General features: G+C 65.6%; 13 protein-coding genes. 8 read left to right on the top strand and 5 right to left on the bottom strand.

Annotated features, from left to right (window positions below; all coding sequences use genetic code 11):
* Positions 1-10 precede the first annotated feature (10 nt).
* Complete coding sequence (locus HNE04_RS11885) at positions 11-772, bottom strand: response regulator (protein WP_172219071.1); 762 nt, start codon at positions 770-772, stop codon at positions 11-13.
* 161 nt (positions 773-933) lie between these two features.
* On the opposite strand from HNE04_RS11885, the gene HNE04_RS11880 reads away from it, so the two are divergent.
* Both HNE04_RS11880 and HNE04_RS11875 read left to right on the top strand, forming a co-directional pair.
* Complete coding sequence (locus HNE04_RS11880; protein WP_172219069.1) at positions 934-1,902, top strand: hypothetical protein; 969 nt, start codon at positions 934-936, stop codon at positions 1,900-1,902.
* 17 nt (positions 1,903-1,919) lie between these two features.
* Positions 1,920-2,126: a hypothetical protein gene (locus HNE04_RS11875; RefSeq protein WP_172219067.1), complete on the top strand. Its 207-nt coding sequence runs from the start codon at positions 1,920-1,922 to the stop codon at positions 2,124-2,126.
* Positions 2,127-2,129: 3 nt separating this feature from the next.
* On the opposite strand, the gene HNE04_RS11870 is transcribed toward HNE04_RS11875, so the two are convergent.
* Complete coding sequence (locus HNE04_RS11870) at positions 2,130-6,230, bottom strand: PAS domain-containing hybrid sensor histidine kinase/response regulator (RefSeq protein WP_172219065.1); 4,101 nt, start codon at positions 6,228-6,230, stop codon at positions 2,130-2,132.
* Between the two features lie 202 nt (positions 6,231-6,432).
* Here HNE04_RS11870 and HNE04_RS11865 point away from each other — a divergent pair, with 202 nt between their 5' ends.
* On the top strand, positions 6,433-7,209 hold the full coding sequence (locus HNE04_RS11865) for an alpha/beta fold hydrolase (protein WP_172219063.1): 777 nt from the start codon (positions 6,433-6,435) through the stop codon (positions 7,207-7,209).
* A 13-nt stretch (positions 7,210-7,222) separates the two neighbouring features.
* Here HNE04_RS11865 and HNE04_RS11860 read toward each other — a convergent pair whose 3' ends face one another.
* Both HNE04_RS11860 and HNE04_RS11855 read right to left on the bottom strand, forming a co-directional pair.
* The gene (locus HNE04_RS11860) at positions 7,223-7,648 is read right to left on the bottom strand and encodes a DUF4124 domain-containing protein (protein WP_172219061.1); all 426 of its coding nucleotides are present in this window, start codon (positions 7,646-7,648) and stop codon (positions 7,223-7,225) included.
* 161 nt (positions 7,649-7,809) lie between these two features.
* Complete coding sequence (locus tag HNE04_RS11855; RefSeq protein ID WP_172219059.1) at positions 7,810-8,196, bottom strand: DUF4148 domain-containing protein; 387 nt, start codon at positions 8,194-8,196, stop codon at positions 7,810-7,812.
* Positions 8,197-8,522: 326 nt separating this feature from the next.
* On the opposite strand from HNE04_RS11855, the gene HNE04_RS11850 reads away from it, so the two are divergent.
* From HNE04_RS11850 to HNE04_RS11840, 3 genes are all read left to right on the top strand, one after another.
* Positions 8,523-9,170, top strand: a complete 648-nt coding sequence (locus HNE04_RS11850) for a response regulator (RefSeq protein ID WP_172219057.1) — start codon at positions 8,523-8,525, stop codon at positions 9,168-9,170.
* Between the two features lie 220 nt (positions 9,171-9,390).
* A complete protein-coding gene (locus HNE04_RS11845) occupies positions 9,391-10,977 on the top strand; it encodes a hybrid sensor histidine kinase/response regulator (RefSeq protein ID WP_172219055.1) in 1,587 nt (528 codons plus the stop codon).
* A 109-nt stretch (positions 10,978-11,086) separates the two neighbouring features.
* Positions 11,087-16,726: an alpha/beta fold hydrolase gene (locus HNE04_RS11840; protein WP_172219053.1), complete on the top strand. Its 5,640-nt coding sequence runs from the start codon at positions 11,087-11,089 to the stop codon at positions 16,724-16,726.
* On the opposite strand, the gene ylqF is transcribed toward HNE04_RS11840, so the two are convergent.
* Positions 16,639-17,580, bottom strand: a complete 942-nt coding sequence (gene ylqF, locus HNE04_RS11835) for a ribosome biogenesis GTPase YlqF (RefSeq protein ID WP_172219051.1) — start codon at positions 17,578-17,580, stop codon at positions 16,639-16,641. The genes HNE04_RS11840 and ylqF overlap by 88 nt on opposite strands.
* Positions 17,581-17,627: 47 nt before the next feature.
* Here ylqF and HNE04_RS11830 point away from each other — a divergent pair, with 47 nt between their 5' ends.
* Both HNE04_RS11830 and HNE04_RS11825 read left to right on the top strand, forming a co-directional pair.
* Positions 17,628-18,245, top strand: a complete 618-nt coding sequence (locus HNE04_RS11830) for a DUF938 domain-containing protein (protein ID WP_172219049.1) — start codon at positions 17,628-17,630, stop codon at positions 18,243-18,245.
* A 46-nt stretch (positions 18,246-18,291) separates the two neighbouring features.
* On the top strand, positions 18,292-19,179 hold the full coding sequence (locus HNE04_RS11825; RefSeq protein ID WP_172219047.1) for a restriction endonuclease: 888 nt from the start codon (positions 18,292-18,294) through the stop codon (positions 19,177-19,179).
* Positions 19,180-19,182: the final 3 nt, after the last annotated feature.

The following is a 19,182-nucleotide window of genomic DNA, read 5'->3' as shown; positions in this document are numbered from 1 at the left end:
GAAGACTTCCCTAGCTGGTATTCGGAATGAACATGTAGCCGGCGTTACGCACGGTCCTGATACAGCGCGGCTCGCCGTTCGGATCGGGCTCGATCTTGCGGCGGAGCCGGCCGATCCGGATGTCGATCGAGCGGTCGAACGGCTCCCATTCACGGTTGCGTGTGCGCAGCAACAGCTGGTCGCGCGACAGCACCCGGTTGGGATTGGCCAGGAATGTCGTGAGCAGGTCGTATTCCATCGCCGTGATGGTGACCTCCTCGCCACCGACCTCGAACATGCGACGGGACTCGACATCGATTTCGCAGCGCCCGAACCGCTGGCGCCGAGGTTGCTGTTGCTGTTGTGCCGGTTGCTGCTCCTGCCCTGCCGCGGCCTGCTCCTTGCCCTCTGGGGACGGCTTGACCTGCAGCCTGCGCAACACGCTCTTGAGCCGGGCCAGCAGCTCGCGCAGGTCGAACGGCTTGGCGATGTAGTCGTCCGCACCCAGCTCGAGGCCGACCACCCTGTCCACCAGGTCACCGGATGCCGTCACCATGATGATGCCGACCTCGTAGTGCTCCCGCAGGTACCGCGCAAGGACCAGCCCGTCCTCTCCGGGCAGGCGGATGTCGAGTAGCACGGCATCGGGAAGCTCATGCTCGATCTGCTCGCGCATCTCGGCACCGGTGGCGGCCTCGCCGACCGAGTAGCCGTGTCCTTCGAGGTATTCACGCAGCAGCGAACGCACCGACGCGTCATCGTCGACTACCAGCAGTCGCGTACGTGCATCCATCCGGAAATTTTGCCGCAGCGGATTCGCTATCACCAGCCCCAATACATGGCCGTTACAAAAACCGGCCAAGGTGGCTACACGACGGTGGCTGCCTGACGTGCCGGAGATACCGGCTTTTTCCACACTTCCTTTCTCTCAATCTAAGCGTGGAAAGGACAGCCATGAACACCATCTCTACCACCGAACGCTACGCCCGCGTCATAGAAGTCTCCAAGCGCGTGCGATGGGAAATCGAGCGCGACGTCATCCGAGGCCGCCGTTTCGACTACACCAAAGCCTTCATGCCGAGCGGCCTGTCGCTGGTCAATGAGCTGGCGTTCCTGACACCGGCCGACAAGCGCTTGTTCAGCCAGGTGCAGGGCCGCACCTATGCCTACCTCTTCAGCCTGGTCGAGCGATTCATCAGCGCCAAGGTGCTGGACATCAGCAAGGATCATTGGTTCGGCGACCAGGTGGCGCTGGAAGCTCTGGTGCGCATGACCGACGAAGAGATCAAGCACCAGGAAATGTTCCGCCGCCTGGAAGCGCAGATGATGCTGGACATGCCGGAGGGCTACCGGCTGACAGCCGACCCGAACGCGGTGGCACACGCCGTACTGGGCAAGAGCACCTGGGCCGTGCTGGCCCTGACGCTGCACATCGAGTTGTTCGTGCAGGCCCACTACCGCGCCAGCATCGCGCCGCAGGACAACCTGTCCGAGCTATGGAAAGACGTATTCCTGTTCCACTGGAAGGAAGAGTCCCAGCACGCCATCCTCGACGAGATGGAGCTGATCAAGGAGGACGGCAAGCTCGACGCCGAGCAGCGCTCCGCCGCGGTAGACGACCTGATAGCGCTGGTCGGTGCGGTGGACGGCGTGCTGCAGGCTCAAGCCCAGGCGGACGCCCGCTATTTCGCGCAAGCCGCCAGCATGCGGTACTCCGAGGCGCAGCTCGAGCAGATCAACGAGAAATTCCTCAAGGCCTATCGCTGGCAGTACATCGTCTCCGGCGTCATGGAACCGCGCTTCCAGAAGATCCTGTTCGGCCTGATCGACGAGCCGCAAGGCATCCGGATCAAGAACGCGCTCGCACCGCTGACCTACGCCGTTCCGGATCAGCCTGAAATGCCATTGCCCCTTGCAGCCTGAACCCATGGAGGTGAGCCATGATCTTCTATGTCATCCAGAATTCGGTGCGAGTGCTGATACAGCACCTCGCCGACCGCTGGCACCATGCCGCCGCGCGACGCGAATTCGCGGGCCTGGACGCGTCCACCGTGCGCGACCTCGGGATGAGCCGTTCGGAGTTCGATTCCTACTGGGCCGAGTCCCATGGGTTGGCCGAGCCTACCCGCGTGCGCACGAAGCCCTGACGCTCACGGGCTGGCGGGGACGCGGGGCCCGATCAGCTCGCTGAGCAAGTGGCGCAGCGTGGCGCCGTCGACGGGTTTGCGCAGCAGCGCGCTGGCGCCGCAATCGGCCAGTTCCCGCTGGCCGATTTCCGAGGCATTGCCCGTGTAAACCAGAACCGGCAACGCGGGACGGTACCGCGTTGCCTGCTTCGACAGCGCAAGGCCCGTCATACCCGGCATCGTCTGGTCGGTCAGCAGCAGGTCGAAGTCCTCGTCGCTCGAGGCCAGGCGCTGGGCCGCGGCCCGCGGGTCGTGCTCCAGCACCACCTCGAGTCCCCATCCGGTCATCAGGCTCACCATGTAATCGCTGACGATGGCCTCGTCCTCGACCAGCAGCACCCGCCCGTGAAGCGGCGCAACGGCAGGCGCGGCAGCCGGCGCCGGCGCCACCACGTCATCAGCTTGCTCCGTCTCCTGCGCGGCAGCCGGCAGCAGCACCCGGAATGCCGATCCCTCCCCGGGTGTGGAAATCACCTCGATATGGCCACCGTGGTCATGCACGATCCCATGGACCATCGCCAGGCCCATGCCGGTACCCCGGCCGACCTCCTTGGTCGTGAAGAAGGGCTCGAACATCCGCTCCATCACATCCCGCGCCATGCCGCGGCCGTCGTCTGCGACCTCGACCCAGACCCAGCGCGTGCCCTCCAGCGGCGCGCTGCACGAAGCGCAGTGCCCTGAAGCGGCCGAGTACCCGATGCGCACGCGGATGGTCCCGTGGCCGTGGATCGCGTCGCGCGCGTTGATGCACAGGTTGAACAGCACCTGTTCCAGCTGTACCGGATCCGCCACCACCGGCGGCACCGCCCCTTCGCATCCATCGACCACCTCGGGACATGCCACCGCGATCGAGGAAGGCAGGTTGGGACGCAGCAGCTGCAGGGCCTGCTGGGCCACCGGCCCCGCCGCCAGCAGGCGTCTTTCACCGCGCCGGGGTCGCGAGAACGCCAGCAGTTGCGCCACATGGTCCCGGGCCCGCTCGGCCGCGAGCCGGGCTTGTTCGAGCTGCCGCGCCAGAACCGGGTCTTCGCATGGCTTCGGACGCTCCTGCGCCATGGCGATGTAGCCGAGCACGCTGGTGAGGATGTTGTTGAAATCGTGGGCGATGCCGCCCGTGAGCTGGCCGATCGCCTCCATCTTCTGCGCCTGGCGCAGTTGCCGCTCGAGTTCGCTGCGGCGCTGTTCAGCGGCGTGGCGGTCGGTGATGTCACGCGTGGCATACAGCACATGCGGCCGGCCGCGGTACGTCATCGGCGTGCCGCGCACCTCGCATTGCAAGGTCGAGCCGTCCTTGCGCGTAGCCGTGATCTCGAATCTCAGTTCCTGGCCCGCCACTGCAAGCTCGTGTTGCGCGCGATGGCGGGCCCGCACGGCGGGGTCGGCCTGCGTCAACACGTGGTCGGAGGACATGACCTCCTCGCGGGTGAAGCCGCTCATCGTCGTGTAGGCCGGGTTGACCTCGACAGCGCGGAAATTCCCATCGCGCAGCACCAGCGCGTCGGCCGAAGCATTGAAGATCGCGCGGTACTGTTCTTCACTGGCTCGCAGGGCGTGCTCGGCACGCTTGGCCTGGGTGATGTCGCGGCCGATATACAGCACGTGCGGCTGGCCGCGGTGCAGGATGGGTACGCCGCGCAGTTCCAGGTCGTAGCGCCGGCCATCCCGCCGTATCAGCTCGGTGTCAAGGCCGATCGCCTCGCCGGCAACCGCCTTCTTGTGGAGCGCAAGGATCGTCGGCACCACCGCGGGCGGATTCGCCAGCACGCGGTTCACGCCCAGCACTTCCGCGCGGGAGTAGCCACTCATCGCCTCGTAGGTCGCGTTGACATCGACGATGCTGAAATCGGCGGCGCGCAGCACCAGCGCATCCGCCGAGGCATTGAAGATCGCGCGGTACTGCTCCTCGCTGTCACGCAGCGCCTGGTCCGCGCGCCGCCGTTCGGTGATATCGCGCAGGTGCCCCACGAAGATTTTTCCCTCGGGCACGGCCGCGACGCTGATGGCGACCTCCACCGGAAGTTCGCTGCCGTCCGCGCACAGTGCCGTGGCCTCCACCAACCTTCCGCCCGTGGGCGCGTCGTGCGCGCTGAAAGTCTCCAAGGCGCGGATGTGCGCGGCACGGTGGCGTTTCGGCATAAGCACATCCGCCAGCATCCGGCCGAGCACATCCTCACGGCGGTAGCCGAACACCCGCTCGGCCGCCGCGTTGAATTCGACGATCCGGCCTTCGCTGTCCATGCTGACGACGCAATCGAAGGCGGCCTCGACGGTCGCGCGCAAGCGGGCCTCGCTACGCTGCAGTTCGCGCTCGCGGCGGCGCCTCTCGCTGATGTCGCGCACGACCGTCAGCGCATGCGGCCGGCCGCGGTGCGCGAACGGCATGACCCGCAGGTCGGCGTCGAAGGTGGTGCCGTCCGGCCGCAGCACGACGGTTTCGATGTGGGTGGTCTCGCCCTCCAGTGCGCGCCGCACCAGCCCGAGCCGCTCCCGAACGTACGCATCGGGCAACTTGCGAGGGAAGGTCCGGCCGATGGCGTCCTCGCGGCGGGGAATGCCGTAGAGGGCGAGCCCGGCCGGGTTGACGTCCGCGACGCGCAGGTTTTCGTCCCACAGGAACAGGCCGTCCAGCGAACTTTCGAAGATGGCCCGGTACTGTTCCTCGCGCTGGCGCAGATCTTCCAGTGCCTGCTTCTGCGCCGTGATCTCGCGGGTGAAAGCCAGGATATGCGGCCGGCCGTCGATCATGGCCGGCTTGAGCCGGACCTCGTCCCAATGCAGGGTGCCATCCTTGTTGCGGCGCTGCCATTCGAACGGCGGGTAGCTGCCCTGCTTCGCCATCTGCAAGTGACGCATCGCCTCCTCGGCCGTATACGGAAACATGCCCGAGCTGGTGTCGGCTGCGGAACTGCGGCGCAGCTCGTCATGGGTGTAGCCGTAGATCTCGCAGGCCTTGGCATTGACGTCGAGCACGGCGCCCGTGTCCCAGTCGTGGATGAAGATCGCATCTTCCGATGTTTCGAAGATGGCGCGGTAGCTCGCCTCGGAACGCTGCAGCGCTTCGCTGGCGCCCAGCCGCTCCACCTCCGCCGCGGCGCGGACCGCGAAGATCTTGAGCATGGCTTCCACGCGGTCCACCTGCATCAGCGGGCGCCGCGAAGCCACCGACACCAGGCCCAGCGGCGAGCCGTCGAGCGCGACAAGTGGATGGCCCGCGTAGCTTTCGGTTTGGTGCAAGGCAATGTCCGGATCGTTGGGAAATAGTTGCTGCAGACACGAGGGGTAGGCCTGGAAACGCTGCCCGAGCACGGTCTGACAGGGCGTCCCGGCGAGTTTGTACGTGACGTCCTGCACGATCTCGCCGTCGTTGTACATGGCCAGCACGCGCAGCGAATCCGGCTGCGCCGCTCCGTAGCGCGCAATGAAAGCCACTTCGACATGCAGGATGGTCGCCAGGAGGCGCACGAGCTCCTCGAAGACCGTTCCGCTGCGCGAGGCCGAGACCGCCAGCGCCACCGCGCGCAGGGCCTCGTCGGTGCGCCCGCGCTCGATTTCCGCGGAGGCCCTGCCGGCAACGATCTCGAGCATCGCTTCGGCATGGCCCGCATCGCCTTCGGCAATAGGCTCGGGGTCCATCGCCACCAGCAGACCCAGCGACTCGCCCGCACTGTCGTTGAGCGCAAAGGCAGCGGAGGAGTCCATGCCCTCGCTGGCGAACAGCGAGTCGCGAGCTAGCTGAGTGAGCAGTCCCGATTCAATGAACTGACAGGAGCGCCCAGCCACTGCGGCGAACGGCGAGCCTTGCAGCGGGCAAGAAAAATTGGGCAGCATCTGGCCATGCAGACAGACGGCCAGCGTGCGCATCATGCTGCGCGAGTCGTCGGCGTACACCGCCACGAAGACCATGGCCGCCTGCAGGCTGGCCGCGAGCTCGCGCACGAGGTCCGCGAACAGGTCCGGCCCGGCCGGCCGGGCAACTGCCAGGGCGACCCGGCGCAAGGCCTGCACCTGAGCCTGCGAAATAGCCTCGGCGCCGGCGGGCGCAGGCAGCGACGCGTGCGTGCTCATGGCATCAGTCTACGGCGCGGAGTGCGTGCCTGGGCCGGAATTTCCTGCCGGATACATGGCGGATACACGCCGGTTGCAAACCCAGGTGCGGGTCGCAAACCGGCTACCAGGCCATGCTGCGGGAAAGCCGCGGTGTTACCTGCCCCGGCCATGCTTGGCTCACGCTCGATAGGAGCGTTTCTTTCGTCAGGAGTCACCTACCATGCACACCATGATCGGACTCCACTGCAGCGCCAGCAGCGGCCGCCAGTGGGATGCCTACAGCCAGCTGCTGCCGGCCGGAATGCGGCTGATTGCGCCCGAGCTGACGGGCTATGGCCCCGGCGAGCGCTGGCCGTCGGGCACGCCGGTCGACCTCGACACAGAGGCGCGCCGGCTTGCACCGCTGCTCTTCTCGACAGCCGGCGCAGTGCATCTGGTGGGTCACTCCTATGGTGGCGCCGTGGCGCTGCAAATGGCGCTGCGCTGGCCCGACCGCATCAAGACACTGACGCTGTTCGAGCCGGTTCGCTTTGCTCTGCTGTTGGCCGATCGCGATCACGAAACCATCGGCCAGACGATCGTCAGCGTCGGGCGCCGCATCGGCTGGCATGCGCTGTCGGGAAGGCTGGAGGAAGCCGCCGCCTTCTTCGTGGACTACTGGTCTGGCCCGGGCGCGTGGGCCGGCCTGTCCGCCACGCGCCGCCGCGGGATCGCCGAGCGCATGCACAAGGTGCGGGCGGAATTCGAGGCGCTGTTCGCCGACGTGGTGCCTGCTTCGGCGTATCGCAAGCTGGAAATGCCGGTGCGCCTGATCACCGGCAGCGCCTCCCCGCTGCCGGCGCGCAAAGTGGTGGACCTCATTGCCCGCCAGTGCACCCAGGCCGAAGTCGTGCGGCTGGACGGCGTGGGCCATATGGGGCCGGTCAGCCATCCGTCCGTGGTGGCGCCTCAGCTCGCCTTCCAGCGCCACGAAGCGCAACTGGCACTGGCAGCGTGAGGAGCCGGACGCGTCAACACCCCAGCTGGCCGAATCGCTTCCTGCTTGCTGCAAGCGCCGCTTCGGCCTTCAGGACTTCGGCTTTGTCGGGATTCTTCATGCTCGCTTCCTCGACGGGCATGCGCGTATCGATCCTGGCGCATTCGTCGCGATCCGTCGCCAGCAGGCGGGCCCTGCGGCGCCGCTTTTCGAACTGCTCCGTGCTCTCACCGGCCATGGGACGCATGGATCGCGCCAAGGCGCGGTTCTGCTCGATCCGCCCGATATCGACTTCCTTCGGGTTCGGCTTGACGGGCACCGGCGCCTCGTCGGCGTTGAGGACCCGCTTGGAACAGGGGCGCTCGGTGTACACCACCGAGCCCCTGGACCAGCACTTGTAGACCTGTTGTTGCGCGCTCGCCGGCGACCCGGCCCCAAGGCACATAAGCGCACTCAACATCCAAAGATTCGACTTCAAAGACATGGCTCTTTCCCAAACTGATGAGCTAGAGCCTACACAGGGCGGACGCCGGCGACGGTTTCCAATTGTTCGCAGCCCGTGCTTGCGCGATTCATCGTCGCCAGGGTGCAACAGCGTCGGGCTGCGGTGAAGTCAAGCCTTCAGCGTGTCTGCCCCATCAGGATGCGGTCGTTCATGCGGCGCGGCACCGACGCGAAGTAGGACGAGCCGCTGTCTTCGGCGTTGAGCGCGTGCACTTGGTCCCGGGCGGCGAGGTATTCGGCCGTCGCTTGCGCGCGCGTGAAGTCGCTCATGGTCTGGGGCGCGTGGTTCATCCGTGAGGACCACGCAAGGGACGCGATGTTCGGGGAACGGGATGGCCCCATGACTTCCGCCTGCACTTCGGCGCGGGTCTTGCTGCTGACGAACGGCGTGTTGTCAACAGTGATGTCGTCCGCGTGGGCACGGCTTGAAGCAATCGCGACGAAGGCGAGCGCCGCAGCGGCCGTCGTGGTGACGGAGAGTGTGGATGCGAGGTGGCGGTTCATGTCGATCTCCTTTGAGCGGGGTTACTGTCTCGGTCATGACGGGTCGCTCAATGTCCGTCTGCCGGTCTGGTGAACCGAACTTCCCTTGGTCGCGCCGGCCCAGCGCTTCTTACACCTTCACGCGTCGACTTGTGCGGTGCGGCACGTCGACCGCCGGGAATGGGCAAAGTATGGAGAGCGATCGCGAAAACGCTATTGCACTGGCGTCTAGCCGCAAGGAGCCTTTCGACTAATCCATCGGCCTACTCAAATGGCCATTCGTCCAGTTGTCATCCGCAACTCCAGGACTATCATTCGCTCCAGCCCTTGCAGGCATTGAGGCATCAATGCATATCCTCATAGTCGACGACCACCCGCTCTTTCGAGAAGGGCTGAAGACTCTTCTGACTGCGCTGGAACCGGCCGTACGGATATCAGACGCCGGCACCGTTGCGCAGGCCATCGCCCTTTCGGCAGGGGATGCACCCGACCTGATCCTGCTCGACATGAACCTCCCGGGGACAAGTCGACTGGACGCATTGCGGCAGGTCAAGGCCGCCCACGAGACCGCATCGGTTGTGGTCGTGTCCGCCGACGAAGACCCCGTGCTGATTCGCAGCGCGGTCGATGAGGGGGCCGCAGGCTACATCCCCAAGACGTCGGACGCTTCCCTGACCATCCAGGCCTTGCGCCTGGTGTTGGCCAACGGCATCTACCTCCCGCGCGCCGCATTGACCGCCGGCGGAGACATACGATCGCCGGCCAATTCCCCTAAAGCTGGAGCCCAGCCGGAATTCAGCGGGCGGCAGCTCGCCGTGCTGAAACGCCTGCTTCAAGGCAAAGCCAACAAGGTCATCGCGCGCGAACTCGATATCGCCGAGGGCACGGTCAAGGCCCATCTCGGGGCCATCTATCAGGCACTGGGCGTGAACTCCCGGGCGCAGGCGATGTATCGCGTCCACGAGCTTCACATGTTCGACAAGGTGCCTGGCTGAGGACGCCGTGAAAAAAAAGGACACCTCAGCCCAACGCATCGGCAACGACCTGCCCGATGAGTTGATACAGCTGTTCGCTCGCCAGGGCAGACGGGTCCCGGTACCTGTCTTCCTGTGTTCGCTGTTGCTGGCTTCAATGGCCTGGAGCCAACTCGGCGGCTGGCTGCCGTGGCTCTGGCTTTCGGCGGTTGCGCTCATCCTGGCCGTTCGCTGGAAGGTATTGGGCAGCCTGCCCGACGCGACTTTAACGCCGCGCGACAAGCTGCGTGTCGCTGTGCTGCTGAGCGGTATCAATGGCTTGGTCCAAGGCGCATCGATCGGCTTTGCCGTTGCGCTCGACACGCCGGAGCGTGCGGTGCAGTCCATCGTTCTGCTGGGCCTTTGCGCAGGCGCGGTCGCGACCACGGGCGGATACCGGCCGGCGTTCGTTGCGTTCATCGCACCGACGCTCCTGCCGTTGAGCGCGATGTGGGCCCTTGGGGCACCGGGCGTTCCGCACCGCTGGGTCGAATACTCCACCGGCGCCCTCATCCTTGTGTTCGGCATGGTGTTGCTGTCGCTCGCCGAGGACGCGTTCCGGCTGCTCAAGGAATCGTTTCACATTCGGCAGGAACAGATCGTCCTCAACCAGCAGCTTCGCTCGGCGCTCGACGACGCCGAGGCCGCCAATCGCGCCAAGACACGCTTTCTGGCGTCGGCGAGCCACGACCTGCGCCAGCCTATGCATACGATCTCGCTGTTCAGCGCCGCCTTGACCATGCAGCCGCTGGACAACGCGACGCGCCAGATCGCGATACACATGGACACCGCATTGCAAGCCCTGAGCGTGCAACTCGACGCGCTGCTCGACGTGTCCAAGCTCGATGCCGGTGTCGTGCCGGTGCGCAAGACAACCTTCTCGCTGTCCGGATTCCTCGCGCGCCTGGAGGATGAATACCTTCCCCTGGCAAGCGCGAGAGGCCTGGTCCTCGCGATGCGATGCCCGCGCGACGCCTCGTGCGAGACGGATGAAGTCCTGCTCGCCCGCATCCTCAGAAACCTGCTGGAAAACGCCATCAAGTACACGCCGCGAGGCGAGATCGCGGTTCGTGCGGAGGCCGCCGCGGACCATTGGGTCGTCAGCGTCGAAGACACCGGCATAGGCATCCCCGAAACGGAACACCAACGCATCTTCGAGGAGTTCTACCAACTCGGCAATCCGGAGCGGGATCGATCGCGCGGCCTGGGACTGGGGCTTTCCATCGTGCGCCGGTTGGCGGAGCTTCTTGAACTCCGGATCGACATCTCGTCGTCGCCGGGCCGCGGGACCCGCTTCAGCGTCTCCGTGCCCCGCATCGAGCGTGCTCACACAGCGCTTTCCGGCATGGCGGCCACGGCCGGCGGCTTGCATTCGAGCCCCTCTCTCGAAGGTACCCGCGTGCTGGTGCTGGATGACGAGGAGGCCGTCCGCAGGGGCATGGAGACCTTGCTGCAGGCGTTCGGATGCCAGGTGCGATCGGCGGGTTGCATCGCTGACGCCGTCGAGCAGTGCCGATCCATGCAGCCCGACATCCTGCTGGTCGATCTGAGGCTCAGGGGTGACGAGAACGGCATCGCCGCCATCCGGCAGCTGCGCTCCACGCGCCCTGCCCTCCCGGCGATCCTCGTCAGCGGCGATACAGCGCCGGACCGCTTGAGGGATGCCCACGAGGCCGGCATTGCGATGCTGCACAAGCCGGTGTCGGCGGAGACGCTGCACAGGGCGATTACTCATGAAATAAGTTCAGGGAGCAAGCGCCATGAGTCAGAAGCCACCGCCCACCAGTGAGGCCATCGGGGAAGATCGAGCGACACGCTGGCTGTCGCAGGGATTCGAAACGCTGATTGTCTCGCTGGACGGCGGTGCGGATCGCGCGGCGACGAGTATCGACTTCGACGTGGTGATCGTCGGCACTGGCTATGGTGGTTCCGTGGCCGCCGCCGAGCTCGCGAGGACACGCGGCACCAAACGCATCTGCATCCTGGAGCGTGGCGGCGAACACCTGCCCGGATCGTTCCCGTCGCGGATGTCGCAACTCGCCGGGCATGTGCGCTTTTCGACGAAGGAATCATGCCATCCGCGCGGGCGGCGCGAGGGACTCTTCGATGTGCGCGTCGGCGACGACCTGTGCGCACTGGTCGCCAACGGGGTCGGCGGCGGGTCCTTGATCAACGCGGGTGTGATGGAACTTCCCGATGCGGAGGTGTTCGCAGCGCCTCCTTGGCCGCAGACCTTCCATCAAAGCGCGACGATTGTCGATCTGTTCCAGCTCGGTGCCGTTCTCAGGCAGCGCCTCGGAGCGACGCAGACGATGAAGTCGGTCAGCGGGCCTGAGCCGCGCAAGTACACGGCGCTGGGCAAGCTGGCCGCGACAGGAACGGCCACGCCGCTGCCTGTCACAGTCGCTTTGACGGACGCGCCAGACAAGACGTTCCGGACGGCGGCGGGCATCAACGTCGATGCCTGCATTCGCTGCGGCAACTGCGCGACCGGTTGCAATTACAACGCCAAGCTCTCGCTCGACGTGACGCTGCTGGCCGAAGCCAGGCAGCACGGTGCCGAGGTGTTCTCGGGAGCGACGGTGCTGAAAGTCGAGAAACTCGCCAGCGTGGATGGGGCGCCGGCCTGGCAGCTGCACGTCGTCCACACGGACGAGGCGCTGCGACGCAGGCACGGGGAGCCGACCCTGGTTCGCGCCCGTCGCGTGATCCTTGCGGCCGGAACCTTCGGCTCCACGGAGATCCTGATGCGTTCCCAGCGCAAGGGCTTCGGCCTGTCGCCCAAGCTGGGCCATCAGGTATCTTCAAACGGAGACCTCATCGTCGCGGCCTACGGCGGCAAAGCGCCGGTGAACTGCGTTGCCGACGAAGACATCGATCCACGCTCCGTTCCGGCCGCCGACCAGATCGGGCCCACCATCACCGGGATGGTTGACCTTCGAAAGTCGGACGAGATGCTGATCCAGGACCTGGCCGTGCCCGGGCCCTTGCGTTCCATGCTCGAACAGACCGTGACCACCACGGCTGCGATTCACATGCTGGCCGAAAGCGACATGCAGCCGCACGACTGGGCAACGCGCGATGCCTGCGCCGTCGACCCTCAGGCGATACGCAACACGCAGGTCTTCGCCATCATTGGCCACGACAGCGCCGATGGCGTGATGAAACTCAATTCGAGCGACGAATGGGACAACGGCGACGGCGCGGCGACTATCCGATGGCCCGAATTGAGAAGCTATCCGCCATTGCTGGAACGGCATCGCAAGTTCGAAGCGCTGCTGCAAGACTCGGGTGTTGGCGCCCGGGCCTTGCCCAGCCCGATGTGGAGGCTGTTGCCGGAAAAACTCGACTATCTGTTCGACGGAAAGACCGGACCGCTCCTGACCGTGCACCCCCTGGGCGGCTGCCCGATGGGCGACGACTCGACTTGCGGCGTGGTCGACGACTGTGGCCGGGTATTCGATGATTCACGCAGCGGGGGGCGGCTGCATCACGAAGGTCTGGTCGTTCTCGACGGCTCGATCGTCCCGGCATCGCTCGGCATGAACCCGGCACTCACGATCGCGAGCCTTGCATTGCGAGCCATCGGGGCGCTGCGCGCGGACTGGGGCTACACGGAGGTCGGCGCAGGCGAGCCCCTGCGCGATCGTCCTTACTTCAAGAGGCCGCAGCCCGTCGAGCCGGCGCAGGACACGCTGATCGAGGTGACCGAACGTCTCTCGGGCCCGGTGGCCATCGAAGGGATGCCGCACGACTCGCATGTCGAACTGACGTTACGCTTCGACCCGGCTTCGATCAAGGACCTGACCTGCGGGACCGACGCCGCCACGCTCAAGCTACAGCCTGCCAACGGGCGTCTGCGAATCTTCTCGCCTCGCCCACCCGACGACACGGAAGCAGCTGACGAGAAAGCGCTCCTTGTCGCTTCGGTCACGGGCACCCTCAGGGTCTTCAGTCACGAAAAGTCATCGCCGATCGGGCGCCAGCTTCGCGCATGGTGGGCATGGCTGTGCAATCGGGGCCTGCGAGACAGCGTGTTGTGGACGATCGACAAACTCACCGGAAAGGGTCCGGCGCAGACTCGCGACCTGGGCATTTTCCAGGACGCGAAGGCGCGCCTGAAGAATTCGTGGGAATTGAGTTCCCGGGCCGGCGCCGTGCGTCTTTTCAAGTATGAACTGAAGACCGACGCAGTGCTCAGGTCGAGCGTGCCCGAGGATGTGGCGGACTCCTTCCGTACCGCCGCGATCAGGGGCGAGAAGCGGTTGACCTACTCCCGGCGCGCAAATCCATGGCGCCAGTTAATGGAGGTAACGCTCAAAACCTTTCCGCGCGCGCGCACAGCGGGCGCAGTCCTCGCGCTGGACACCGGCTATCTTGCCCGCCAGGGCGTTCCGCTGCTCAGGGTGGTGCAGCAGCAGGACAAGCCGAAGGCGCTCGTCGACATCGCCTCTCTCGGCTTGTATCTGGCTCGCGTGCTGGTCCATACCCATGCATGGAGTTTCAGGCAGCCGGACATACCGGAGCCCCGCAATATCCAGCGCCTTCCGGGTCGTGTTCCAGGCCTGCCCAAGCCCGTGGTTCATGAGTTTAAAGTGGACAAACCGCGCAACAACCTGCCCGTGAAGGTGCGGTTGACGCATTACCCGCGTGGCACGACGAAGCCATCCGAAGCCGCTCCTATCCTTCTGATTCATGGCTACAGCGCCAGCGGCACGACATTCGCACACCATGCGGTACGGCCCAACCTCGCCACAGCGTTATGGGACCACGGCCGGGATGTCTGGATCGCTGACATGCGCACGAGTGCCGGCATGCCGCACGCCAAGGAGCCTTGGGCCTTCGAAGAGGCCGGCATGGCGGACATTCCGGTGGCTGTGCATCAGGTCTGCACGCTGACAGGCGCGGAGAAGGTCGACGTATTCGCGCATTGCATGGGTTCGGCGATGCTCGGCATGGCGCTGCTCGGTTCCGAGTCGCAGCAGGAAGAACTTCTGCAACTCAGGCGCGACTTGCCGAACAGGATCAGGCGCCTAGTGATGTCGCAGGTCGCGCCTGCCGTCATCTTCACGCCCGAGAATGTATTCAGAGCGTACGCCATGCGGTACCTGAAGCACTATCTGCCGCTGCACGACTATGAATTTCGGCCCTCCCGCAAGCCCGGAACGGTCGATCGGTTGATCGACCTGGTGCTGGCCTCCCTGCCCTATCCGGAGAAAGAGTTCGATCGCGAAAATCCCCTCTGGCCGCCATGGCGGCGCACGCCGTGGGTCGGCACCCGACACCGCATGGACGCCCTCTACGGCCGCGACTTCAACGTCAATAACCTGCCGCCCAAAGTGCTGGACTACATCGACGATCACTTTGGCCCAATGAACGTCGACACGGTGTCACAGGCGATCCACTTTGCCAGGTACCGCACGATCACCAATTGCCGGGGCTTCAATGATTACGTGACGCCCGAAAGCCTGCGGGAGAAGTTCCGCTTCCCGATCCTGCATGTGCACGGGCAACAAAACGGGCTGGTTTCGGACGAGACGCCGACGCACTTCGGCAAGGTACTGAAGGACAGCGACCCGCGTTTCGGAGATCTGGATGCTTTCGAGCCCAAGTTGTACCGCGACGCCGGGCACCAGGATCTGCTGATCGGCAGCCCGGCTGCTGCCATGTTCAACAAGGTGAACGCCTTCCTCGATCAGGGCAGTGAGAGGTCCACCCCGAAATCGTCGGACATCAGGATCACATTCGAGTCGCATATGCCTGCCTATGGCGTTCGCCTGGACCCGTTCGCACCCGGCAAGGAGCGCCATTCGCTGGGCGACTATGGCCGGCGCGACGACCCGATCGCGGTCCTGCTGATCCCTGTCGCGGAACACGACGGGCGATATGTGCCCGTCGATGAAAAGGGGCCGGCGGTACCGACACCAGACTATCTCCGCGAAAACGTCGCATGGCGGGCCGTCCAGCCGGTGTCCCCTGGCAGGGAGAGGACGCGCTACACCTTCGATCTGGCCGGCTACGCGCCTCCTGCCCCCGCGAAAGGAATCCTGGTCCTCCTCACGTACAACCAGTCGCACGACATCGCCCCGGCGCCGCCCAGCTCGGGCGGCCGATCGCTTGACGAACTGGCAGTGAACTTTGCTTCCGGGGACTCCATACCGACCAGCGCCCTGGTCGATGGCATGGTGAGATCGGTTGAGCATACGCTCAGGAAGGCCGATAGCACCGACCTCGCCCTGGGCGTCGTACGGCCGCCGCCGCGCCCGAGCGTGTCGAAGCCACCGCCGACCACGCGAAGATTCGCGCTTGCGAGCTGCCATTACCCCGGCGGCCTGTTCGACCGGACACCGCCTGGCGCGGCACGAGACGCACCCCCCGGGCCCAGCGACGCCTCTTACATGCGCCTGCTCGAAGTGCTGGAAGGCGAGCGGGGCGATCAGGTGCCCGAGTTTCTTGTCCTGGCCGGTGACCAGATCTATGCCGATGCGACGGCAGGGCTCTTCGATCCGCGAGTGCTCGACGACCGGCACCGTCTTTCGTATGAGGCGTTTTTCGGGGCGCGCGGCCCCCGATCGGTTTTCTCCCGGCTGCCGGCCGTGATGCGGCTGGACGACCACGAGCTCGACGACAACTGGGAGCCCGACCCGCCAGGCGCGAATCAAAGAAAGGGTCAAGACAACGAATGCTTGAAGAAGTCAGGCATCCAGGAATTCCTTCGCAACCAATGCAACCGCGAGCCGGATCCGTCGGTGCCAGCAAAACTGTGGCATCAAACGCCCATGGCCGGATTCGAGTTCTTCTGGGCGGATGCGAGAACCGAGCGCACTCCCCGCACTGCAACCACCGTGGAGAGCGCCAGCCTGCTGGGAGAGCCCCAAAGCACGGACCTGGACAACTGGCTTGCAGACAGGAAAGTCAAAGGGCCGCGGTTTCTTGTCTCCGCGTCCCCGGTTCTGCCGCGTCGTCTTGAGGCGCGGGGCAATAGCATTGCGTCGTGCATCCGCTCGGATGCGTGGGAGGGCTACCCGGCGTCCCTGCATCGTTTGCTGGCCGGCGTATACAAGCGCGGGTCGGACGATGTGGTCTTCCTTTCCGGCAACGAGCATGTATCGAGCGTGTCCCGTATCGAAATCAGCAAGCTGGACGGCTCCCGCAAGGTTGCCGTCGCCCACTCGGTCCACAGCTCGGCGCTGTACGCCCCGTACCCATTTGCGAATGCCACCGCAGAGGACTTCGCGGGAAACGATGAGTTCACGTTTTCGCACGGCGGAGCCCGCTACCGTTGCAGTGTGACTACCTGGTTTCCGTCGCCGGGGGACGGGTTCGCAGTGCTTTCAGTCTCGCCCGCCAAACCCGGGTGGCTGGTTTCCGTCCGGTTCGACCGCGAGAACAAGGCCACCACCGACCCCGGCAACACGAAGGACTTTTGCATCAAGGGTGGGAGGCGCCATCACCTCTCCGGATTCGGCGCAGCAGTTCTCCGGCCCTTACCCGCCCTCGCCTCCTTCTTCGCCAGCCGCTGCGCATCCAGCAGCTGACCCGCCGCCAGCCACTGGGCGAACTCCTCGGGAGTCTCCAGCGTGATGCGCCCCAGGGTCGCGGCGCGGAACTCCGTGATGACGATTTCGGCCGCCTTCTGGGTGTTGATCTTTCCCTTGCCCAGGAGCGCGCCGCGCTGGCGTCCGACGGCCTCCAGCACTTCCTCGTCTTTCATCGCGGCCACGCCGCTGAGCTTGAAGCGCGCTTCGACCAGGCCCGCGTAGTGCCGGCGCAAGTAGTCCAGCAGCTCCAGCGCCACCTCTTCCTCGTCATACGCATTGCGGCCGATGGCCCCGCTGGCGGCCAGGTTGTAGCCGCTTTTCGCGACGATGATGCGCGGCCACAGCAGGCCCGGCGTGTCGTACAGGTAGAAGTCGTCGGCCAGCGTGATGCGCTGCTCCAGCTTGGTGATGCCGGCTTCGTCGCCCGTCTTGGCATGGCGCTTGTTGGACAGCGTATTGATCAAGGTGGACTTGCCGACGTTGGGCACACCGCAGATCAATACCCGCATCGGCTTGGCCATTCCGCCGCGCCCGGGCGCGAGCGCTTGGCAGGCAGGCGCCAGGCGCTGCGTGGCCGCGGCGTCGCTGGCCTGCAGCGCCACGGCGCGCGTGTCGGGCTGGGCGTTGTAATGCGCAAGCCACTGCTGCGTGCACTCCGGGTCGGCCACGTCCTGCTTGTTGAGGATCTTCAACGTCGGCTTGTGGCCGGTCATTTCGGCCAGCAGCGGATTGGCGCTGGAGCCGGGCAGGCGCGCGTCCAGCACCTCGATGACGACGTCGATGTCCTTGATGCGCTCGGCTATGGCCTTGCGCGTCAGGTTCATGTGCCCGGGGAACCACTGGATGGCCATCTGCGAGTGCTTTCTGTTCTGGGATGCGGCTGCTACTCTACTATCCCATGCCCACCCTGCCCCACAGCCCGGCCGCTGACCGCAACAAGCAGCCCATCCTCGACGTTCTGCGCCGGGTGCTGCCTGCCCGTGGCACGGCGCTGGAGATCGCTTCGGGCACCGGCCAGCATGTGGCCTGGTTCGCGGCCGCCCTGCCGGAATGGACCTGGCAGCCGACCGACGCGAATGCGAGCGCGCTCCCCGCGATTGCCGCCTGGGCGGCGCAGGCAGCGTTAACCAATGTGCGCCCGCCCCTGCTGCTCGACGTGATGGCGCCGCAGTGGCCCGCACAAGGCCCGCCTTTTACCGAGCCCTTCGACGCCATCTACTGCGCCAACATGCTGCACATCGCGCCATGGGCGACCTGTGCTGCGCTGATGCAGGGCAGCGCGGCGCACCTGGCGCCGGGCGGCGTGCTGGTCACCTACGGTCCCTACCTGGAAGACGACGTGCCCACGGCGCCGGGCAACCTGTCGTTCGACCGGAGCCTGCGCGCGAGCAATCCGGCCTGGGGCATCCGGCGGCTGGAAGACGTGGCGCGCGCGGCGCACCGCGCCGGCCTGGTTTTGCGCGAGCGCCACGCAATGCCCGCCAACAACCTGTTGCTGGTCTTCGAACGGTCCTGAACGGGCCGCGCCGTTGTCTAATGGCTGCGTAGTGCAAGGAGGATAGATGCGGACAAGAAAAACGGGGCAGGTCAAGAAGGACGCTTCGCGCAAGGTCCTGGCCATGGCCATATCGCTGCTGGGCATGGGCGTGCTCCTGCTGTCGCTTTCTCTCTCGCTGGGCTCCAGCCTGCTTGCCCCCGTGCCGTACGTCTTTCTTACCGGTTTTGGTTTGCTGGTGCTCTATGCCGTCTTGCGGCCTGCGCCCGATCGACATTCAGGGCAGCGCAACGAGCCGACTCTCTTCGGCAAGGACACCACGGTTTTCGCATCCCGCATGGATGGCGAAGGCGAAGAATCGGCCTTTCCTCCGCACCGCGGCGAGCGCCCGCCGGCCACCGACTGGAGCCCGCGCGTCTTCGAGGACATCGAATGGCGGCGGTTCGAAGCGCTGTGCGCCTCGCTGTTCGGGCAGGCGGGCTTCGAGACAAGGGCCCAGTCGCACGGCGCCGACGGCGGCGTGGACATCTGGCTGTATTCGCAGCACGCCGAAGGGCCAGCCGCAGTCGTCCAGTGCAAACACTGGCTCGGCAAGCCGGTGGGCGTCAAGGAGATGCGCGAGTTCTACGGCGTCATGGCTTCCCACAAGCTGCAGCGCGGCACTTTCGCCGCCACCTCGACCTTCACCGAAGAGGCGCGGCGGTTCGCCAAGGACAACGGCATCAGCGCCCTGGACGGCCAAGGCCTGCTGGCGCTGATTTCCACCCGCACGCCTGCGCAGCAGGAGTCGCTGCTGGCAATCGCCTACGAGGGCGAGTACTGGCGGCCCACCTGCGCGAGCTGCGGGGTGAAGATGGTCGAGCGTTCAGCCCGGGGCAAGAGCCGTCCGTTCTGGGGCTGTGTTCACTTCCCTGGTTGCCGCTTCACCCTGCCCGTGCGGGCACCTGCCGTGTGAGCG

The organism is Caenimonas soli (assembly GCF_013155545.1).
Taxonomy (GTDB): Bacteria; Pseudomonadota; Gammaproteobacteria; order Burkholderiales; family Burkholderiaceae_C; genus Ramlibacter; species Ramlibacter soli.
This window is presented reverse-complemented; position numbering and strand designations above follow the sequence as displayed.

Coding starts and splice junctions, on each gene's coding strand:
- HNE04_RS11885 (WP_172219071.1), bottom strand. CDS start 772: ATGGATGCACGTACGCGACTGCTGGTAGTCGACGATGACGCGTCGGTG.
- HNE04_RS11880 (WP_172219069.1), top strand. CDS start 934: ATGAACACCATCTCTACCACCGAACGCTACGCCCGCGTCATAGAAGTC.
- HNE04_RS11875 (WP_172219067.1), top strand. CDS start 1,920: ATGATCTTCTATGTCATCCAGAATTCGGTGCGAGTGCTGATACAGCAC.
- HNE04_RS11870 (WP_172219065.1), bottom strand. CDS start 6,230: ATGAGCACGCACGCGTCGCTGCCTGCGCCCGCCGGCGCCGAGGCTATT.
- HNE04_RS11865 (WP_172219063.1), top strand. CDS start 6,433: ATGCACACCATGATCGGACTCCACTGCAGCGCCAGCAGCGGCCGCCAG.
- HNE04_RS11860 (WP_172219061.1), bottom strand. CDS start 7,648: ATGTTGAGTGCGCTTATGTGCCTTGGGGCCGGGTCGCCGGCGAGCGCG.
- HNE04_RS11855 (WP_172219059.1), bottom strand. CDS start 8,196: ATGAACCGCCACCTCGCATCCACACTCTCCGTCACCACGACGGCCGCT.
- HNE04_RS11850 (WP_172219057.1), top strand. CDS start 8,523: ATGCATATCCTCATAGTCGACGACCACCCGCTCTTTCGAGAAGGGCTG.
- ylqF (WP_172219051.1), bottom strand. CDS start 17,580: ATGGCCATCCAGTGGTTCCCCGGGCACATGAACCTGACGCGCAAGGCC.
- HNE04_RS11830 (WP_172219049.1), top strand. CDS start 17,628: ATGCCCACCCTGCCCCACAGCCCGGCCGCTGACCGCAACAAGCAGCCC.
- HNE04_RS11825 (WP_172219047.1), top strand. CDS start 18,292: ATGCGGACAAGAAAAACGGGGCAGGTCAAGAAGGACGCTTCGCGCAAG.